General features: G+C 69.0%; 16 protein-coding genes. 8 read left to right on the top strand and 8 right to left on the bottom strand.

Annotated elements, in window-relative coordinates; all coding sequences use genetic code 11:
• Nucleotides 1-64 precede the first annotated feature (64 nt).
• A complete protein-coding gene (locus ACIO3O_RS25845) occupies nt 65-1,501 on the bottom strand; it encodes a serine hydrolase domain-containing protein (protein ID WP_401749707.1) in 1,437 nt (478 codons plus the stop codon).
• 171 nt (nt 1,502-1,672) lie between these two features.
• Here ACIO3O_RS25845 and ACIO3O_RS25840 point away from each other — a divergent pair, with 171 nt between their 5' ends.
• Entirely contained in the window at nt 1,673-2,398 is a 726-nt protein-coding gene (locus ACIO3O_RS25840) for a dienelactone hydrolase family protein (RefSeq protein ID WP_401749704.1), read from the top strand.
• A gap of 34 nt (nt 2,399-2,432) precedes the next feature.
• Here the strand turns inward: ACIO3O_RS25840 and dnaB are convergent, their stop codons facing one another.
• Nucleotides 2,433-3,911, bottom strand: a complete 1,479-nt coding sequence (gene dnaB / locus ACIO3O_RS25835; protein WP_401749701.1) for a replicative DNA helicase — start codon at nt 3,909-3,911, stop codon at nt 2,433-2,435.
• A 481-nt stretch (nt 3,912-4,392) separates the two neighbouring features.
• Here dnaB and ACIO3O_RS25830 point away from each other — a divergent pair, with 481 nt between their 5' ends.
• On the top strand, nt 4,393-5,730 hold the full coding sequence (locus ACIO3O_RS25830; protein ID WP_401749700.1) for an MATE family efflux transporter: 1,338 nt from the start codon (nt 4,393-4,395) through the stop codon (nt 5,728-5,730).
• Nucleotides 5,731-5,942: 212 nt separating this feature from the next.
• On the opposite strand, the gene rplI is transcribed toward ACIO3O_RS25830, so the two are convergent.
• The 4 genes from rplI to rpsF form a co-directional block, all read right to left on the bottom strand.
• Nucleotides 5,943-6,389 (bottom strand): 50S ribosomal protein L9, encoded by a 447-nt coding sequence (gene rplI / locus ACIO3O_RS25825; protein WP_189822551.1) that lies wholly within the window; start codon nt 6,387-6,389, stop codon nt 5,943-5,945.
• Nucleotides 6,390-6,407: 18 nt separating this feature from the next.
• A complete protein-coding gene (rpsR, locus tag ACIO3O_RS25820; protein WP_003967857.1) occupies nt 6,408-6,644 on the bottom strand; it encodes a 30S ribosomal protein S18 in 237 nt (78 codons plus the stop codon).
• Nucleotides 6,645-6,687: 43 nt separating this feature from the next.
• Nucleotides 6,688-7,296 (bottom strand): single-stranded DNA-binding protein, encoded by a 609-nt coding sequence (locus tag ACIO3O_RS25815; protein WP_401749698.1) that lies wholly within the window; start codon nt 7,294-7,296, stop codon nt 6,688-6,690.
• Nucleotides 7,297-7,383: 87 nt separating this feature from the next.
• A complete protein-coding gene (gene rpsF, locus ACIO3O_RS25810; protein WP_005482942.1) occupies nt 7,384-7,674 on the bottom strand; it encodes a 30S ribosomal protein S6 in 291 nt (96 codons plus the stop codon).
• A gap of 267 nt (nt 7,675-7,941) precedes the next feature.
• Between rpsF and ACIO3O_RS25805 the strand changes: the two genes are divergently transcribed.
• From ACIO3O_RS25805 to ACIO3O_RS25795, 3 genes are all read left to right on the top strand, one after another.
• Nucleotides 7,942-8,256, top strand: a complete 315-nt coding sequence (locus ACIO3O_RS25805) for a hypothetical protein (protein ID WP_401749696.1) — start codon at nt 7,942-7,944, stop codon at nt 8,254-8,256.
• A 119-nt stretch (nt 8,257-8,375) separates the two neighbouring features.
• Nucleotides 8,376-9,500 carry a lipid II:glycine glycyltransferase FemX gene (locus ACIO3O_RS25800; protein ID WP_401749695.1) on the top strand — a complete coding sequence of 375 codons (1,125 nt, stop codon included), beginning with the start codon at nt 8,376-8,378 and terminating at the stop codon, nt 9,498-9,500.
• A 107-nt stretch (nt 9,501-9,607) separates the two neighbouring features.
• Entirely contained in the window at nt 9,608-10,639 is a 1,032-nt protein-coding gene (locus tag ACIO3O_RS25795) for an alanine racemase (protein ID WP_401749692.1), read from the top strand.
• 136 nt (nt 10,640-10,775) lie between these two features.
• Here the strand turns inward: ACIO3O_RS25795 and ACIO3O_RS25790 are convergent, their stop codons facing one another.
• Nucleotides 10,776-12,260, bottom strand: coding sequence for a glycosyltransferase family 87 protein (locus tag ACIO3O_RS25790; protein WP_401749690.1), 1,485 nt, complete (start codon nt 12,258-12,260; stop codon nt 10,776-10,778).
• Nucleotides 12,261-12,413: 153 nt separating this feature from the next.
• Nucleotides 12,414-15,122 (bottom strand): transglycosylase domain-containing protein, encoded by a 2,709-nt coding sequence (locus ACIO3O_RS25785; RefSeq protein WP_401749688.1) that lies wholly within the window; start codon nt 15,120-15,122, stop codon nt 12,414-12,416.
• A 388-nt stretch (nt 15,123-15,510) separates the two neighbouring features.
• Between ACIO3O_RS25785 and ACIO3O_RS25780 the strand changes: the two genes are divergently transcribed.
• The 3 genes from ACIO3O_RS25780 (at nt 15,511) to ACIO3O_RS25770 (ending at nt 18,697) form a co-directional block, all read left to right on the top strand.
• Nucleotides 15,511-16,194, top strand: a complete 684-nt coding sequence (locus ACIO3O_RS25780) for a helix-turn-helix transcriptional regulator (protein ID WP_401749686.1) — start codon at nt 15,511-15,513, stop codon at nt 16,192-16,194.
• Between the two features lie 50 nt (nt 16,195-16,244).
• Entirely contained in the window at nt 16,245-17,327 is a 1,083-nt protein-coding gene (locus ACIO3O_RS25775; protein ID WP_401749684.1) for an inositol-3-phosphate synthase, read from the top strand.
• 86 nt (nt 17,328-17,413) lie between these two features.
• A complete protein-coding gene (locus ACIO3O_RS25770; RefSeq protein WP_401749682.1) occupies nt 17,414-18,697 on the top strand; it encodes an MFS transporter in 1,284 nt (427 codons plus the stop codon).
• Nucleotides 18,698-18,709 lie beyond the last annotated feature (12 nt).

Genomic DNA, 18,709 nt, shown 5'->3' with positions numbered 1-18,709 from the left:
CGGGGCTTCTGACGGGCGGGGGCGCGGGGGCACATCACGGTGCGCCCCCGCACCCTGCGGTCCGCTACCCGATCCCCCGCCACCCCCGCGCGTCCACCCCGCCCGGAACCGGAGCATTCGCCTCGTACGCCTCCCGGGTGAAGACGAACGACGCCACATCGAGGTGGCTCACCGTGCCGTCCGGCCGCCGCACCACCCGCAGCGTCTCCCCCGCGTAGTACCCGTCGAGCCCGACCCAGGTCCCGTCCGGCAGCGCCCGGAACCGCGAACTGCGCCCCGCGCTGCCGTCCAGCTTGCCCAGCGAGAGCCCGCCGTCGCCGGTCAGGCGCAGCCCGAAGGCGAGCGTGCCCCAGTACCAGGCGCCGGTCAGCTCAAGAAGCGCCCGGTCCACGCCGCCCTCCGGCAGCGGGCGCCACGGCTCCGGAATACCGGGCTCCGCCTCGATCACCGCAAGGGCGAGCTCCGCGGCCACCACACCGGTCGCGGGCCCGGAGGTGGCGTTCGCCAGTGCCGCGGCGGCCACTCCCTCGGCGACGTCCACCCAGAGCGCAGCCACGTACCCCGGCAACGAACCGCCGTGCCCGATGAGTTCCCGTCCCCCGGCCCGGATCACCTGCACCCCGAGCCCGTACGTCCCGGACCAGTTGCCCGCCTCCAGCGGCGCCGCCGGCACGCGCATCTCCCGTACCGCATCCGCACTCAGCACCCGGTCGTCGCCGTGCAGCAGGAAGGCCCCGAAGCGGCAGAGGTCCCCGGCCGTCGACCACAACTGCCCCGCGGGCGCCATCAGCCCGAGGTCCTCCACCGGTTCCGGAAGCAGTACGTCCGCCCAGGGGTGCACCGCCCAGCCCTCCGCGTACGGCGCCTCGGGCCGGACGCTCGTGCGGGTCAGCCCCAGCGGCTCCGTGATCTCGCGCCGCACGGCCTCGGCCCACGGCACCCCGCGCACCGCCTCGACCAGCACCCCGAGCACCGTGTAACCGGGATTGGAGTAGTGGAAGATCCGCCCCGCCGCATGCGGACGCGCCGCCTCCGCCTTCTCATCGGCTACGTCGCCCAGCACAGCGGCGAGATCCGGGCGTACCGTACCCGGCGTGCGCTCCCACCACGGCCCGGCGGTCTCGGCCGCCAACCCGGCGGTGTGTCCCAGGAGCTGACGGATCGTGACATCCCCGACACCTGTGCCCGGCACGTACTTCTCCAGCGGGTCGTCGAGACCCAGCAGCCCCTCTTCCCTCAGCCGCATCACCAGTACCGCGGTGAACGTCTTGGTGATCGACCCGATCCGGTACTGGTCGTCCGCCCCCGGCGCCCGCCCGTCCACCTCCGTCCCACGCACCCCGTCCCACACCACTCGCCCCTCACGCAGCACGGCGGCAGCCAGCGACGGCGCCCGCCCCTCGGCCTGCGCGACGGCGACCCGGCGCAGGAGGGAGCGACGAGTGCTCGCGAGGAGGTCGGTGAACTCACGGTCGGGGGCGGCGTCCGCAGAAGAAGTCATGCTCCACAACTACCCCCGCCCCCTCACCCACGTCGAATCAAAACCTTCGCGCAGCCTCCCCAACTCCCCTCCCAGCAGGCCCGGTTCCCCTTCCGCCGCCCGTTTCCACGTCATTCCGCCCCTGGCGAAGCCCGTCTCGGTACGGCGCACGGCGCACTACGGTCCGATCCCATGACGACGATCACCACACGCACGGTCGAGTACCCCGCCGACGGCCTGACGATGATCGGGCACCTCGCACTCCCCAGCGGCACCGGCCCCCGCCCCGCGGTCCTGATCGGTCCCGAGGGAGTGGGACTGAACGACTTCCAGCGTCGCCGGGCCGACGCCCTGGCCGAACTGGGTTACGTGGCGCTGGCCTTCGACATCAACGGTGGACGCTGGTTCACCGACCCCCGCGAGATGCTGGCGCACACGACACCGCTGCTCGCCGACCCCGCCCGGATGCGGGACATCGGCCATGCGGCCCTCAAGGTGCTCCACGCCGAACCGCGCACCGACCCCGACCGGATCGCCGCCATCGGCTACGGCACCGGGGGCCTGATCGCCCTGGAGCTCGGCCGCGACGGCGTCGACCTGCGGGCGATCGGCACCGTCAACGCCCTGACCACGGGCCACCCCGGCGAAGCCGACCGCATCCGGTGCCCCGTGTGGGCCGGGGTCGGGTCACAGGACCCGATCATGTCCGCCGCGCAGCGCGACGCGTTCGCCGCCGAGATGCAGTCCGCGGGCGTGGACTGGCGCCTCACCGTCTACGGCGGCGCCCAGCACGCCTTCCACCACCCGCCGGTCGACCAGCAAACCGTCCCCGGCGTCGCCCACCACCCGCTGCACGCCGAACGCGCCTGGCGCGACATCGTCGGCCTGCTCACCGAGTGTGTGCCGGTGCCCGCGTAGGCGGGACATCCCCGGGGCCCCGAGGCAGGGCCCGTCAGGTCTGGGCCATGTCCACGAAGCGCGAGTAGTGGCCCTGGAAGGCCACCGTGATGGTCGCCGTCGGACCGTTACGGTGCTTGCCGACGATGATGTCCGCCTCGCCCGCGCGGGGCGACTCCTTCTCGTACGCGTCCTCGCGGTGCAGCAGGATCACCATGTCGGCGTCCTGCTCGATGGAGCCGGATTCACGCAGGTCGGAGACCATCGGCTTCTTGTCGGTGCGCTGTTCGGGACCACGGTTCAGCTGGGACAGCGCGATCACCGGCACCTCCAGCTCCTTGGCCAGCAGCTTCAGGTTTCGCGACATGTCCGAGACCTCCTGCTGGCGGCTCTCGCTGCGCTTGGAGCCACCGGCCTGCATGAGCTGGAGGTAGTCGATGATGACCAGCTTGATGTCCTGCCGCTGCTTGAGCCGACGGCACTTCGCGCGGATCTCCATCATGGAGAGGTTCGGGGAGTCGTCGATGAACAGCGGCGCGGCCGACACGTCCGGCATCCGCCGGGCCAGCCGGGTCCAGTCGTCGTCGGTCATCGAGCCCGAACGCATGTGGTGCAGGGCCACGCGCGCCTCGGCCGACAGCAGACGCATCGCGATCTCGTTGCGGCCCATTTCGAGCGAGAAGATCACGCTGGCCATGTTGTTCTGAATCGAACAGGCACGGGCGAAGTCCAGCGCGAGGGTCGACTTTCCCATGGCGGGACGGGCCGCGATGACGATCATCTGGCCCGGGTGCAGGCCGTTGGTCAGCGAGTCCAGGTCGGTGAAGCCCGTCGGCACACCGGACATCTGGCCGCTGCGGGAGCCGATCGCCTCGATCTCGTCGAGCGCGCCCTCCATGATGTCGCCGAGCGGCGCGTAGTCCTCGGAGGTGCGCTGCTCGGTGACGGCGTAGATCTCGGCCTGCGCGGAGTTGACGATCTCGTCGACGTCGCCGTCGCCCGCGTATCCCATCTGCGTGATCTTCGTGCCCGCCTCGACGAGACGGCGCAGCACCGCCCGCTCGTGGACGATCTCCGCGTAGTACTCGGCGTTGGCCGCCGTCGGCACCGACTGCACCAAGGTGTGCAGGTACGGGGCGCCGCCGACCTTGGTGATCTCGCCGCGCTTGGTGAGCTCGGCGCTGACCGTGATGGGGTCGGCGGGCTCGCCCTTGGCGTACAGGTCGAGGATCGCCTGGAAGACGGTCTCGTGCGCGGGCTTGTAGAAGTCGTGGCCCTTGAGGACCTCGACGACGTCCGCGATGGCGTCCTTGGACAGCAGCATGCCGCCGAGCACCGACTGCTCGGCGTCCAGGTCCTGCGGCGGTACGCGCTCGAAGCCGCTGCCCCCGCCGCCGTCCCAGCCACCGCCCTCGGAGCCTCGGTCGTGCCGGTCGTCGCGGCCGCGGCCCTCGCCGCCTCGCTTACGGGCGGGCAGACGGTCACCCGGACCGCTGTCGGCCCAGGGGTCGTCCAAGGGCTCGGAAATCGTCACCGGGCCCACCTCCTCCCGTCCGCTCCGCGGACCTCGCTGTGCCACTCTTTCTTACGGCACGGCACCGACAAATGAGACGCCCGACTTCCGCTTCCGGCAGATCGAATGAGGCGGTTTTCCGTGGGTGCCCAAAGGGCGATTCCGGCCGGAAGACAGGGCGGGCGCCGGTCCACGGTAGGCCCGCGGGCACCGTCAGCCAATCTGGTTATCCACAGGGCCTGTGAGAAAGTCCGCCGATGCTGTGGAGAACTCACCAGAACCTGTGCACGGACCGGGGGACAGCGCTGTGGACAAGTTCACAGCACTCTCACCGTGACCTACCTGACCTGCGGAAACGCCATCCACCGGCTGTGGGGGAGAAAAACTTTCCCCAGCAGCTCAAGATCACTTCAAACGGCGCACACCGCAAGCCGGAGAACGGCGATCAGTAAGGGTCCCAGACCCATTGCATCTCTTACCTGTGGAAGATTAGATTGAGGCCATGACACAGGCTCCCGCGGCATCGAAAGCAGGCCGCCGTCGGCACGACCGCGAGATCGTCGCCCTCGCCCTGCCCGCCTTCGGCGCACTCGTCGCCGAGCCCCTCTTCCTGATGGCCGACAGCGCCATCGTCGGCCACCTCGGCACCCCCCAGCTGGCCGGCCTCGGCATCGCCTCGGCCCTGCTCACCACCGCGGTGAGCATCTTCGTCTTCCTCGCGTACGCCACCACCGCGGCCGTCTCCCGACGTGTCGGCGCGGGCGACCTCGCCGCCGCCATCCGCCAGGGCATGGACGGCATCTGGCTGGCCCTGCTCCTGGGTGCGGTCGTCATCGCCGCCGTCCTGCCGACCGCCCCCGGCCTGATCGACCTCTTCGGCGCCTCCGACACCGCCGCCCCCTACGCCATCACCTATCTGCGCATCTCCGCCCTCGGCATCCCCGCGATGCTCGTCGTCCTGGCCGCCACCGGCGTCCTGCGCGGCCTCCAGGACACGAAGACCCCGCTGTACGTCGCCATCGGCGGCTTCGTCGCCAACGGCATCCTCAACGTGCTCCTCGTGTACGGCTTCGGCCTCGGCATCGCCGGATCCGCCTGGGGCACGGTGGCCGCCCAGTGGGCCATGGCCGCCGTCTACCTCGTGGTCGTCGTCCGCGGCGCCCGCCGCCACGGCGCCTCGCTACGCCCGGACGCGGCCGGGATAAGGGCCTCCGCCCAGGCCGGAGCACCCCTCCTCGTCCGTACGCTGTCGCTGCGCGCGGTGCTGATGATCGCCACGGCCGTCGCTGCCCGGCTCGGCGACGCGGACGTGGCCGCCCACCAGATCATCCTGACCCTGTGGAGCCTGCTCGCCTTCGCCCTGGACGCCATCGCCATCGCCGGGCAGTCCATCATCGGCCGCTATCTGGGCGCGGGGGACGAGGAGGGCGCACGGGCCGCCTGCCGCCGCATGGTCGAGTGGGGCATCGCCGCCGGTGTGATCCTCGGCATCCTGGTCGCTCTCGCCCGCCCCCTCTTCGTCCCGCTCTTCACCGGGGACCAGCTCGTCCGGGACACCCTGCTGCCCGCGCTCCTGGTGGTGGCCGTGAGCCAGCCGATCTCGGGCGTGGTCTTCGTGCTCGACGGTGTCCTGATGGGCGCGGGCGACGGCCCGTACCTGGCCTGGGCGATGCTCGCCACGCTCGCGGTGTTCGCCCCGGTGGCGCTGCTGGTGCCGACGCTGGGCGGCGGCCTGACGGCGCTGTGGTGGGCGATGGTGCTGATGATGGCGGTCCGCATGGTCACCCTGTGGTGGCGGACCCGCTCGGGCCGCTGGATCGTCACGGGCGCGACCCGCTGACGTACGGCGGATGTTTCACGTGAAACATCCGGGCCCGCACCACCCGCACCACCCGGACGACTCGCCCCGATCACCCTGCGGACTTTGTTTCACGTGAAACGGCGGAGGCTTCGTTTCACGTGAAACATCCGCCCATGCGAAAGGGCCACACCCCCGAGGGGATGCGGCCCTTTCTCACTGCTCAGACCTTCTCAGGCCGGGGCGTGCTGCACTCAGGCAGCAACGACCTCGACGCCGAGCTTCGCGGCCACGTCGGCGTGCAGACGCACGGAGACCTGGTGCGAACCGAGGGTCTTGATCGGGGAGCCCAGCTCGACGCTGCGCTTGTCGACCTTCGGACCACCGGCGGCGACGATCGCGGCAGCGACGTCGGCGGGGGTCACGGAGCCGAAGAGACGGCCGGCGTCGCCGGAGCGAACGGCCAGGCTGACCTTCGTGCCCTCGAGCTTGGCCTTGACCTCGTTGGCCTGCTCGATGGTCGCGATCTCGTGGATCTTGCGGGCGCGGCGGATCTGCGCCACGTCCTTCTCGCCACCCTTGGTCCAGCGCAGCGCGAAGCCACGGGGAACCAGGTAGTTGCGAGCGTAGCCGTCCTTGACGTCGACGACGTCGCCAGCGGTACCGAGGCCGGAGACCTCGTGGGTCAGGATGATCTTCATTTTTCGGTCACCCTTTCCTTATCGCGCGGTGGACGTGTAGGGCAGCAGCGCCATCTCACGGCTGTTCTTGACGGCCGTGGCGACGTCACGCTGGTGCTGCGTGCAGTTGCCGGTGACGCGGCGGGCACGGATCTTGCCGCGGTCGGAAATGAACTTCCGCAGCATGTTCGTGTCCTTGTAGTCCACGTACTGGGTCTTGTCCTTGCAGAACGCGCAGACCTTCTTCTTAGGCTTGCGCACAGGCGGCTTCGCCATGGTGTTTCTCCTGTGTGATCAAGAAGTGGGAGTACGAACAGCCCTAGAAGGGCGGCTCGTCCGAGTAGCCACCGCCGCCGCCACCGCCGGAGTTGCCGGAGTTTCCGCCCCAGCCACCCCCGCCCTGCGACTGCTGCCCACCGGCCGGCGCGCTGGAGGCCCAGGGGTCGTCGGAGGGAGCTCCGCCGCCCTGCTGGCCGCCACCGGAACCGCCGCCCCAGTTGCCGCCGCCGCCACCCTGCTGGCCGCCGCCGCCGAATCCGCCGCCGCCACCCTGACCGCCGCGACCGGAGGTCTTGGTGACCTTGGCCGTTGCGCTCTTGAGGGCGGGACCGACTTCTTCGACGTCCAGCTCGTAGACCGTGCGCTTGATGCCCTCACGGTCCTCGTAGGACCGCTGCTTCAGCCGGCCCTGCACGATGACGCGCATGCCTCGCTGGAGCGACTCCGCGACGTTCTCCGCCGCCTGACGCCAGACCGAGCAGGTGAGGAACAGGCCTTCGCCGTCCTTCCACTCATTGGTCTGCTTGTCGAAGATGCGGGGAGTGGACGCGACACGGAACTTCGCGACCGCCGCACCGGACGGGGTGAAGCGCAGCTCGGGGTCGTCGACGAGATTGCCGACGACCGTGATGACGGTCTCGCCTGCCATGGGTGAACCTCTCGGCGGGGATTGCTGCGGAAAGCTGTGGTGCTGCTGGTGGGTGCTACTCGAACCCGATTACCGCTGAACCGAAGTTCAGTGGGTCTCGGGGCGGAGGACCTTGGTCCGGAGGACCGACTCGTTCAGGTTCATCTGTCGGTCGAGCTCCTTGACGACCGCAGGCTCGGCCTGCAGGTCGATGACCGAGTAGATGCCCTCGGGCTTCTTCTTGATCTCGTAGGACAGACGACGACGGCCCCAGGTGTCGACCTTCTCGACCTTTCCGTTGCCCTCACGGACGACGGAGAGGAAGTTCTCGATCAGGGGGGCGACAGCGCGCTCCTCCAGATCGGGGTCGAGGATGACCATCACTTCGTAGTGACGCATGTGGAACCCACCTCCTTTGGACTCAGCGGCCACGGTCGTTCCGTGGCAGGAGGGTCGTGATGCGTACGCAACGGTATCGGCTGCCTCTGACAATCCCGCGGGAAAGAACCCACGGAGACGTTTCGGGCAGGGGTGACACCGGTGCAGACCGTCCAGAGTACCCGTAGAGAGGCTTCCGGTTGAAATCGGGCCCCGGAAGGCCGCAATCTGTACACATCGGGTGTGAGCGGCGCTACAGTGCGCCGCCTTCCTGCCAGGAGGTGCCTCATGGCACAGGCAATGCGACGCAACTCGTCCGTCTCCCTCTTCGCCACCGACGGCAAACCCCATCCGCTCCAGGACACCCTCATGGGCATCACTCTCGTCCTGGGCGTGCTGGCGCTGGTGACGGCGATGTTCCACCACCTCCATCTGCTGTCCTCGTGGGCCGGACTGGTGGGCATCATCACCGGCGGCTACGGCATGTACGTCTCCGCGACCACCCGCGAGCGGTTCGTCCTGATCCTCGGCCTGGGTGCCTCCGCGCTCGGTTTCTTCCTGGGGATGGCGCACGGCGGGCTCTTCGGCGGCGTACTGGGCTGAGCCCGGCGGCAATTCGGCCAGGCAGGGCCGGACGGGGCGCTCCATCGGCCCAGTAGGCTTCGGCGCGAGAGCCGGAGCCCCTGACCCCATGGGGACACACCTGCCGAGGAGCGCCCCGCATGACGAGCCTGACCCTTCGGACCATCCCCCGAGAGCAGCATCTGGCGTACATCCAGAACCTGCCCGCGGCAAGCCACATGCAGGTCCCGGCGTGGGCCGACGTGAAGGCGGAGTGGCGCTCGGAGAGCCTGGGCTGGTTCGACGAACGGACCGGTGAACTGGTCGGCGTCGGCCTGGTGCTGTACCGCCAACTTCCCAAGATCAAGCGGTACTTGGCGTACCTCCCCGAGGGCCCGGTCATCAACTGGTACGCCCCGAACCTGGACGACTGGCTCCAGCCGATGCTGGCGCACCTCAAGCAGCAGGGCGCCTTCTCGGTGAAGATGGGCCCCCCGGTCGTCATCCGCCGCTGGAACGCCGCGGCCATCAAGGCGGGCATCCAGGACCCGGACGTGAAGCGCCTGCGCGACGTCGAGGCCACCCACATCGAGCCGCGCGCCTTCGAAGTGGCGGACCGACTGCGCAAGATGGGCTGGCAGCAGGGCGAGGACGACGGTGCCGGCTTCGGCGACGCACAGCCCCGCTACGTCTTCCAGGTACCGCTCGCCAACCGGTCGCTGGAGGACGTCCACAAGGGCTTCAACCAGCTGTGGCGCCGCAACATCAAGAAGGCCGAGAAGGCCGGCGTCGAGGTCGTCCAGGGCGGTTACCAGGACCTGGAGGAGTGGCAGCGCCTGTACGAGATCACGGCGGTCCGCGACCACTTCCGGCCCCGCCCGCTCGCGTACTTCCAGCGCATGTGGTCGGCCCTCAACACCGAGGACCCCAACCGGATGCGGCTGTACTTCGCCCGCCACAACGGGGTGAACCTCTCCGCGGCGACGATGCTCGTCGTCGGCGGGCACGTCTGGTACTCCTACGGCGCCTCCGACAACATCGGCCGCGAGGTCCGCCCCTCCAACGCCATGCAGTGGCGGATGCTGCGCGACGCCTATGCGATGGGCGCCTCGGTCTACGACCTGCGTGGCATCTCCGACTCGCTGGACGAGACGGACCACCTCTTCGGTCTGATCCAGTTCAAGGTGGGCACCGGCGGCGAGGCCGCCCAGTACCTCGGCGAGTGGGACTTCCCGCTCAACAAGCTGCTGCACAAGGCGCTCGACGTCTACATGTCGCGCCGCTGATGTCCGGGTCGCCGACGCCCGGGTCGCTGAGGTCCGGGCCTGCGTGGCCCTCGTACGTTTCATACCTCTGATACACCGCAGCAACAGGAAAGGTTCCGGACCGGCTCATGGCGCTCACTCTCTCCGTCGACACCGCGCGCTGGCGGGCGCACCAGAAGTCCGTGATCGAGCAGTTCCCGGGCCTGGTTCCGGTCTGCAAGGGCAACGGCTACGGCTTCGGGCACGAGCGTCTCGCCGAAGAGGTGACGCGCTTCGGCTCGGACATCCTCGCCGTCGGGACCACGTACGAAGCGGCCCGGATCAAGGACTGGTTCAGCGGCGACCTGCTGGTCCTGACCCCGTTCCGGCGGGGCGAGGAGCCGGTGCCGCTGCCCGACCGCGTCATCCGTTCCGTGTCGTCCGTGGACGGCGTGCACGCCCTGGTGGGCGCCCGGGTCGTCATCGAGTGCATGAGCTCGATGAAGCGGCACGGCGTCAAGGAGTCCGAGCTCGCTCAGCTGCACGCCGCGATCGAGGACGTCCGTCTGGAGGGCTTCGCGCTGCACCTGCCGCTGGACCGCACGGACGGCTCGGACGCCGTCGAGGAGGTCATCGCGTGGATGGAGCGCCTGCGCACCGCGCGCCTGCCGCTGCACACCATGTTCGTCAGCCACCTCAAGGCGGAGGAGCAGGCCAGGCTCCAGCAGCAGTTCCCGCAGACCCGGTTCCGCGCGCGGATCGGCACCCGGCTGTGGCTGGGCGACCACGAGGCGACGGAGTACCGGGGCTCGGTGCTGGACGTGACGCCGGTGTCCAAGGGCGACCGGTTCGGCTACCGGCAGCAGAAAGTGGCCTCCGACGGCTGGCTGGTGGTCGTCGCGGGCGGCACCTCGCACGGTGTGGGCCTGGAGGCCCCGAAGGCGCTGCACGGCATGATGCCCCGGGCCAAGGGCGTGGCCCGGGCCGGCCTGGCGACGGTGAACCGGAACCTTTCGCCGTTCGTGTGGGCGGGCAAGCAGCGCTGGTTCGCGGAGCCGCCGCACATGCAGGTGTCGATCCTGTTCGTGCCCTCCGACGCGACGGAGCCGAAGGTGGGCGACGAGTTGGTGGCCCATCTGCGCCACACGACCACGCAGTTCGACCGCATGGTCGACCGCTGAGGCGTCCCTGAGCAGCGACGTCCCTGAGCAGCGACGTTCCTGAGCAGCACCGTTCCTGAACAGAAGACGTCCCTGAGCAGAAGCCGACGGCCGGTGTTTCACGTGAAACACCGGCCGTTTCACGTGAAACACACCCTCAGTCGGCGGCGGTGACTCCGCCCTGCGGCACGCCCCACTGAACGCGCGGCCCCTGGACCTGGTGTGCCTCGCGCCAGTCCGGCGCCGCCGCCCGGCCGAGGGCAAACACGTCGGGAGCCCGGTCCAGCACACCCCCGGAAGGGTCGTCGGAGCCGTCCCGACGGACCACGTCCCGGTCGGGCAGCAGGATGTCCCGGACGACGACCGCGCAGACGTACAACGTGCCGATCAGGTGGAGCAGGATCGCCAGGTGGTAGCCGTCGGTGGGCAGGCCCTGGTGCTTGTCGCCGCTGGTCGTGTACGCGAGGTACATCCAGATCCCCAGGAAGTACATGACCTCGCAGGCCTGCCAGATCAGGAAGTGCCGCCAGCGCGGCAGGGCGAGCGCGGCGAGGGGGATGAGCCACAGCACGTACTGCGGCGAATAGACCTTGTTGGTCAGGATGAACGCGGCGACGACCAGGAAGGCCAGCTGGGCGAACCGCGGTCGGCGTGGGGCCGTGAGCGCGAGCCAGGCGATGCCCGCACACGCCAGCACCATCAGCACGACGGCGTACGTGTTGACCTGCTCGTGCTTGAGCGAGACACCGGTGCTCTGGGTGATGATCAGCCAGAACGAGCCGAAGTCGACCTCGCGCTCCTGGCTGAAGGAGTAGAACTTCTTCCAGCCCTCGGGCGCGGCCAGCATGACGGGCAGGTTCACGAGCAGCCACGAGCCCGCCGTGCCCAGCACCGCGGCCCCGAACTCCCGCCACCTCCCGGCCCGCAGACAGAGCACGAACAGCGGTCCCAGCAGCAGTACGGGATAGAGCTTGGCGGCGGTGGCGAGCCCGATGAGGATGCCGAACATCAGCGACCTGCCGCGTGACCACATCAGCATGCCCGCGGCCGTGAGCGCGATGGCGAAGAGGTCCCAGTTGATCGTCGCGGTGAGCGCGAAGGCGGGCGCGAGGGCGACGAGAAGGCCGTCCCAGGGGCGCCTGCGGTGGGTGCGGGCCACGCAGACCGCGATGACGACGGCGCAGACCATCAGCATCCCGCAGTTGACGAGCCAGTAGATCTGCTCCCGGTACTGGATCGTCCCGCCGGACGGGGTGAACCAGGAGGCGACCTCCATGAACAGGCCGGTCAGCACCGGGTATTCGAGGAAGTCCATGTCTCCCGAGAGCCGGTCGAAGTAGGGCATGAGCCCGTCGGAGAAGCCGCGTCCGACGAAGAGGTGCGGGATGTCGGAGTAACAGGCGTGCGTGTACTGGGAGCTGGTGCCCTGGAACCAGGCCCAGTTGTAGCAGGGCAGTTTCTGCACCATGCCGAGCGCGAACATGCCGATCATCACGAGCGCGACGACGCGGACCGGGGTGAGCCTGCTGCCGCCGAGTCTCGCCCACCGCCCGACGGGTCCGCCGATCAGCTCGCTTCCGGCGGAGGCGACGTCGTCCTGCCGCGTGGGGGGTACGGGCCGGTCCTCGTGCACGCTCGTCATGCGGGACATCCTGCCGTACGGGGCTGTGCGCCACCGGATGCACGGCCCAGCTCCCGCCGACAGGCCTGAGCCCGGACACGGCGGAGGGCCGCCGCACCGTACTGCTCGGTGCGACGGCCCTCCTGGGTGGTGCCGGGCGGCCCGGGGGCCGGGTCATCCGAAGATGCCGCCGCCTCCGTTGCCGCCTCCGTTGCCTCCGTTGTCGCCGCCCGGAGGCTGGGTCTCCTCCGGCGGGCGGCCCGGATCGACGCCGCCGTTCTCGCCGCCGGTGTTGTTTCCGCCCTGGTTGTCACCGCCGCCGTTCTGGTTCTGCTTGCACTCCCAGTCCCAGAACTCGCACTCCTTGTCGCCGCCCGGCTTCTCCGGGGGCGGGGACTGGGCCGGGGGAGACTCCGCCGGGGGAGACTCCGCCGGAGGCGTCTCCGAGGGCTTCTCCTCTTCCGTCTCGGTCGGCGTGGGCTCGGGGCTCTTGGCACCGCCGCCCCAGACCGTCTCACCGATGGGCTCGGGGACGGGGAACGACTTGGAGTCCGTGCCCTTGAGCGCGTCGACCATGTAGTCGTGCCAGATGTCCGAGGGGAACGAGGCGCCGTGGATCTTCTCCTGGCCGCCGGTCCCGAACATCTTCAGGAACGCACGCTTCTTGTTCTCCGCGTCGTCGTCCAGGCGGTACATGTCGATGGCCGTCGACAGCTGCGGCGTGTATCCCACGAACCAGGCGGACTTGTTGCCGTCGGTCGTTCCCGTCTTGCCCGCGATCTCACGGCCGGGAATCTTGGCGTTGGAGCCGGTGCCCTTGTCGACGACGTTCTTCAGCACCTCGGTGACGTTGTCGGCGACAGCACTGGAGATCTTCTGCTCGGCCTTGGCCTTCGGGTCCTTGTCCCGCTCGTACGTGGCCTCACCCTCCTTCTCCACCTTGACGACGGAGTAGGGGTCGTTCTGCTTCCCGCTGGCCGCGAACGTGGCGTACGCACCGGCCATCCGAATGGCACTCGGGTCGGAGATGCCGATGGAGAACGACGGAACGTCGCTGCCGACCAGACTGGTCTTCAACAGCCCGGCGTTGACCGCCATGTCCCGAACCTTGCTGATCCCGACATCCATGCCCAGTTGCACGTAGGGCGAGTTGGCCGACACCCGCATCGCCTCGCGGAGGTCGATGTCGCCGTACGACTCGTCACCGTCGTTGGTCTGGAGCCACTCCAGGCCCTTCTCGTTCCGCCAGACGGTGCCGTCGTAGTTCTTGATCTTCAGCTTGTTCTTGCCGTTGTAGATGCTCTTCGGCGAGAGCTTGGTCCGCATGGACTCGCCCTGCTGCGGCTCCCCCTCGGGGTCGCGCTTGCCGTACTCCATCGCCGCTGCGAGAACGAAGGGCTTGAACGTCGAACCGACCTGGGCACCCGTCTGGTCGGCGTTGTTGGTGAAGTGCTTCGTCGCGTCGCTGCCGCCGTAGATGGCGACGATCGCGCCGTCCTTGGGGTTGACCGACGCCCCGCCGAACTGAACGTGGGAGTCCAGGTCAGGGCGCTTCTTCACGTCGATGTTCTTGTCGTAGACCTTCTTGACGGCCTTCGTGAGGGCCTGGACCTTGTCCTTCTGGAAGGTCGTCTGGATCTGGTAGCCGCCCTGGGAGAGCTGATCGGCGGTGATGTCCGTGTTGTTCAGGATGTACGACTTCGCCAGGTCGACCAGATAGCCGATCTGCCCGCCGAGCTGAGCGTTCTTGTGCGGCGCGAGAGGCATCGGGAACTCGCGGTACTTGGCCCGGTCCGCAGCGCTCAGCGCACCGTCCTTGACCATCTCGTCCATGATCCAGCCCCAACGCTTCTTGGCGTTGTAGGTGTTCTGTTCCTTGGTGGCCCGGGGGTCGATCTCCGGAGCACCGGCGGGGTCGTAGTACGTCGCGCCCTTGAGGACCGCTGCGAGGAAGGCGCACTCGGCCGGGTTGAGGTCCTTCGCGTCCTTGTTGTAGTACGCGCGGGCAGCGGCCTGGAGACCGTAGGCACCACGTCCGTAGTACGAGACGTTGAGGTACCCCGCCATGATGGTTTCCTTGCCCTCCTCGATGCCGACCTTCATCGAGATGAAGAGTTCCTCGGCCTTTCGAGTGAGCGTCTGCTCCTGGCTCAGACGGGAGTTCTTGACGTACTGCTGGGTGATCGTGGAGCCGCCCTGGGTGTTGCCACCGCGCGCCATGTTGAAGACGGCCCGGGCGATGCCCATGGGGTCGACACCCCGGTCCGTCTTGAACGTCTTGTTCTCCGCGGAGATCACCGCGTTCTGCATCGCCGGGGGGATCTGGTCGATCGGCAGCGCCTGGCGGTTGATCTCACCGCCGGTCGCAACCATCTGGTCACCCTTGGACCCGTCGGCCTTCGAGTAGTAGTAGACGTTGTTCTGCGCCTTGGCCGCCTTGTTGATGTCCGGGATGTCCACCATGGCGTACGCGATGCTGCCCGCCGCCATCACAGCGCCGACGAAGCCGATGCACAGCCCCGTCACCTGCTTCCACGACGGGACGAACCGCTGCCACCCGTACTTCGTGGACCGCGGGTAATCGATGAACCTCTTCTTCCCCGGCGGCCGGCCGCCTCTCCCACGGCCGGGGCCCTCAGGGCCACCCCGACCGCCTCCACCTCCACGCCGGCCGCCACCGCCGCCGCCCCGCTGGGCGGCACGGCGGGCCTCGGCCCTTCCTCCGTACGGACGTTCCTGCCCGTACGCACCAGACGGCGACCCGACGGCAGGACCGTGGGACGGCGGGGCCGCGCGGCGACCTGTTGGTTGCTGGGCGGCTTTCCTGGCCGCGGCACGTCCGCCGCCCTGAGGCTGCGGAGGCTTGCGACGGTGCTCGCTCATCGAACGACTACTCCTCGGGCAGGCGAGTTCGCCTGGAAGCGGCAGCTGAGTTCCGGTCCCCCCGAAATGCGAACGAGCCTTCCCACGGGCCCGTTCTCGCTACTCCCGGAAGCACGACGCCCCCTTGCGTCACGCGGCTCCCGGTGTTGTGCATGCCGCACAGACTACGCACGCTCAAAACCACCTCAGTGCCGATGTTCACCCCAAATCAGGCAAGTTGCTTCCCACGAATTGATGATGTGACGCCGTTCACCATGACTGGCCTTGTCGCGGACGGATGGCCGTTCTATCGTCTGGATGTATCGAGTCGATACATCGGCCCAGCATAAGTTCGGCATAAGTGCAGGACAGCGGGCGGGACTTCACAACAGAGGCAGGGAGGCGAAGGATGAGCAGACGCTCCGGCATCCTCGAATTCGCCGTGCTCGGCCTGCTGCGCGAGTCCCCGATGCACGGATACGAACTGCGCAAGAGGCTCAACACCTCGCTGGGCGTCTTCCGTGCCTTCAGCTACGGCACGCTCTATCCGTGCCTCAAAGCACTCGTCGCGCACGGCTGGTTGATCGAGGAGCCCGGCAGCGCCCCCGAGGACGCGCTCGCCGCCTCGCTCGCCGGACGGCGGGCCAAGATCGTCTACCGGCTCACGGCAGAGGGCAAGGAGCACTTCGAGGAGCTGCTCTCGCACACCGGACCCGACTCCTGGGAGGACGAGCACTTCGCAGCCCGTTTCGCCTTCTTCGGGCAGACGGAGCGCGAGGTGCGGATGCGCGTCCTCGAAGGGCGCCGCAGCCGTCTGGAGGAGCGCCTGGAGAAGATGCGGGCCTCACTGGCCCGCACCCGGGAGCGCCTGGACGACTACACCCTCGAACTCCAGCGGCACGGAATGGAGTCCGTGGAGCGCGAGGTGCGCTGGCTGAACGAGCTCATCGAGAGCGAGCGCGTGGGCCGGGACCAACTCCGGTCCGAGGACGCCGGTGCCGCCGGTGACAACCGCACATCAGGTGACAAGGGCGGCCTGCCCCGGGACAGGGGTACCACCCCGCCGGACACGCCCGACGACACCGCCAACTGAGGCCCTGCACTCCGCAGGTCTCGTACAGAACACACAGGGAGCAACCGTCAATGGGTTCCGTTCGCGTAGCCATCGTCGGCGTGGGCAACTGCTCTGCGTCGCTGGTCCAGGGCGTCGAGTACTACAAGGACGCTGACCCGGACGCTCGCGTGCCCGGTCTGATGCACGTCCAGTTCGGCGACTACCACGTCAAGGACGTGGAGTTCGTGGCCGCCTTCGACGTCGACGCCAAGAAGGTCGGACTGGACCTCGCGGACGCCATCGGCGCCAGCGAGAACAACACCATCAAGATCTGCGACGTGCCGCCCACCGGCGTCACCGTCCAGCGCGGCCACACCCTCGACGGCCTGGGCAAGTACTACCGCCTGACCATCGAGGAGTCGGAGCAGGAGCCGGTCGACGTCGTCCAGGCCCTGAAGGACGCCCAGGTCGACGTCCTGGTCTGCTACCTCCCGGTCGGCTCCGAGGACGCGGCGAAGTTCTACGCCCAGTGCGCCATCGACGCCAAGGTCGCCTTCGTCAACGCCCTCCCGGTCTTCATCGCCGGCACCAAGGAGTGGGCGGACAAGTTCACCGAGGCGGGCGTCCCGATCGTCGGCGACGACATCAAGTCGCAGGTCGGCGCCACCATCACGCACCGCGTCATGGCGAAGCTCTTCGAGGACCGCGGTGTGCGCCTGGAGCGCACCATGCAGCTGAACGTCGGCGGCAACATGGACTTCAAGAACATGCTGGAGCGCGACCGCCTGGAGTCCAAGAAGGTCTCCAAGACGCAGGCCGTCACCTCGCAGATCCGCGACCGCGAGCTGGGCGAGAACAACGTCCACATCGGCCCGTCCGACTACGTGGCCTGGCTGGACGACCGCAAGTGGGCCTACGTCCGCCTTGAGGGCCGCGCGTTCGGCGACGTCCCGCTGAACCTCGAGTACAAGCTTGAGGTGTGGGACTCCCCGAACTCCGCGGGCGTCATCATCGACGCGGTGCGCGCCGCGAAGATCGCCAAGGACCGCGGCATCGGCGGCCCGATCCTCTCCGCGTCCTCGTACTTCATGAAGTCCCCGCCGGTGCAGTACTTCGACGACGAGGCCTACGACAACGTCGAGAAGTTCATCAAGGGCGAGGTCGAGCGCTAAGCGCCGACGCCTTCCACGAGGAGGGGCCCCGGGCAGTCGCTGCCCGGGGCCCCTCCTCGCGTCCCGCATGTGTGACTCTTGCTCGCATGTCCGTCGTACGTGATCTGCGCGTGCTGCTGCGCCTGCCCGACTTCCGGCGCCTGCTGAGCGTGCGGCTGCTCTCCCAGTCCGCGGACGGCGTCTACCAGGTCGCCCTCGCCGCGTACGTCGTCTTCTCCCCGGAGAAGCAGACCTCGCCCGCCGCGATCGCCTCCGCCATGGCGGTGCTCCTGCTGCCGTACTCCGTCGTCGGCCCCTTCGCCGGGGTACTCCTCGACCGCTGGAGCCGCCGTCAGGTCTTCCTGTACGGCAATGTGCTGCGCGCCGTGCTGGCCGCCTGCACCGCCCTGCTGATCGTCGGGTCCGCCCCGGACTGGATCTTCTACGCCTCGGCCCTGTCGGTCACCGCCGTCAACCGCTTCGTTCTGTCCGGGCTCTCGGCCGCCCTGCCCCGGGTCGTCGACGCCGAGCGCCTGGTCATCGCCAACTCCCTCTCGCCGACCGCAGGCACCCTCGCCGCCACGCTCGGCGGCGGGCTCGCCTTCGGCGTGCGGCTGCTCGGCTCGGACTCCGACGCGGTGGTCGTCCTGCTCGGCGCGGTGCTCTACCTCTGCTCGGCGCTGGCCTCGCTGCGCATGAGCCGGGAGTTGCTGGGCCCCGAGCCCGAGCTGCGGCAGCCCCGGCTGGGCGCCGCGCTCGCCTCCACGGCGTACGGACTCCGTGACGGCCTGCGGCATCTGACCGCGCAACGGTCCGCCGCCCGCGCCCTGGCCTCCATGACCGTGCTGCGTTTCTGCTTCGGCGCGCTGACGGTGACGGTCCTCATGCTCTGCCGGTACGCCTGGACGGAGGGCCCCGCCCGCTCCGACGGCAGCGACGGCCTGGCGCTGCTCGGCCTGGCCGCCGGGCTCTCCGGTGCGGGGTTCTTCGTCGCGGCCGTCATCACTCCCTGGGCGGCGAGGCGGTGGGGACCGTACGGCTGGATGGTGGTGTGCACCGCGTCGGCCGCCGTCCTCGTACCGGCGCTGTGGCTGCCGTTCTCGCCCGTACCGGTTCTGATCGGCGCGTTCGTGCTGGGACTCATCACACAGGGGCCGAAGATCGCCACCGACACGGTCGTGCAGTCCGCCGTGGACGACGCCTACCGGGGCCGGGTCTTCTCTCTCTACGACGTGCTGTTCAACGTCGCTTTCGTCGGCGCGGCAGCGGCAGCAGCCCTGGTCCTGCCTGCGGACGGGCGCTCGGCCGCCCTGGTTCTGGGCGTCGCAGTGCTGTACGCGGGGGTGGCGGCGGCCCTGTTCCGCTGGAATCGGCAGCCGGAGAGCGCGTGATGTTTCACGTGA

It is taken from the genome of Streptomyces sp. NPDC087440, from assembly GCF_044744005.1.
Classification (GTDB): domain Bacteria; phylum Actinomycetota; class Actinomycetes; order Streptomycetales; family Streptomycetaceae; genus Streptomyces.
The sequence above is the reverse complement of the archived record's forward strand: the minus strand, read 5'-3'. Positions and strand labels throughout refer to the sequence as shown.

Coding starts and splice junctions, on each gene's coding strand:
- ACIO3O_RS25845 (WP_401749707.1), bottom strand. CDS start 1,501: ATGACTTCTTCTGCGGACGCCGCCCCCGACCGTGAGTTCACCGACCTC.
- ACIO3O_RS25840 (WP_401749704.1), top strand. CDS start 1,673: ATGACGACGATCACCACACGCACGGTCGAGTACCCCGCCGACGGCCTG.
- ACIO3O_RS25830 (WP_401749700.1), top strand. CDS start 4,393: ATGACACAGGCTCCCGCGGCATCGAAAGCAGGCCGCCGTCGGCACGAC.
- rplI (WP_189822551.1), bottom strand. CDS start 6,389: ATGAAGATCATCCTGACCCACGAGGTCTCCGGCCTCGGTACCGCTGGC.
- rpsR (WP_003967857.1), bottom strand. CDS start 6,644: ATGGCGAAGCCGCCTGTGCGCAAGCCTAAGAAGAAGGTCTGCGCGTTC.
- ACIO3O_RS25815 (WP_401749698.1), bottom strand. CDS start 7,296: ATGGCAGGCGAGACCGTCATCACGGTCGTCGGCAATCTCGTCGACGAC.
- rpsF (WP_005482942.1), bottom strand. CDS start 7,674: ATGCGTCACTACGAAGTGATGGTCATCCTCGACCCCGATCTGGAGGAG.
- ACIO3O_RS25805 (WP_401749696.1), top strand. CDS start 7,942: ATGGCACAGGCAATGCGACGCAACTCGTCCGTCTCCCTCTTCGCCACC.
- ACIO3O_RS25800 (WP_401749695.1), top strand. CDS start 8,376: ATGACGAGCCTGACCCTTCGGACCATCCCCCGAGAGCAGCATCTGGCG.
- ACIO3O_RS25795 (WP_401749692.1), top strand. CDS start 9,608: ATGGCGCTCACTCTCTCCGTCGACACCGCGCGCTGGCGGGCGCACCAG.
- ACIO3O_RS25790 (WP_401749690.1), bottom strand. CDS start 12,260: ATGACGAGCGTGCACGAGGACCGGCCCGTACCCCCCACGCGGCAGGAC.
- ACIO3O_RS25785 (WP_401749688.1), bottom strand. CDS start 15,122: ATGAGCGAGCACCGTCGCAAGCCTCCGCAGCCTCAGGGCGGCGGACGT.
- ACIO3O_RS25780 (WP_401749686.1), top strand. CDS start 15,511: ATGAGCAGACGCTCCGGCATCCTCGAATTCGCCGTGCTCGGCCTGCTG.
- ACIO3O_RS25775 (WP_401749684.1), top strand. CDS start 16,245: ATGGGTTCCGTTCGCGTAGCCATCGTCGGCGTGGGCAACTGCTCTGCG.
- ACIO3O_RS25770 (WP_401749682.1), top strand. CDS start 17,414: ATGTCCGTCGTACGTGATCTGCGCGTGCTGCTGCGCCTGCCCGACTTC.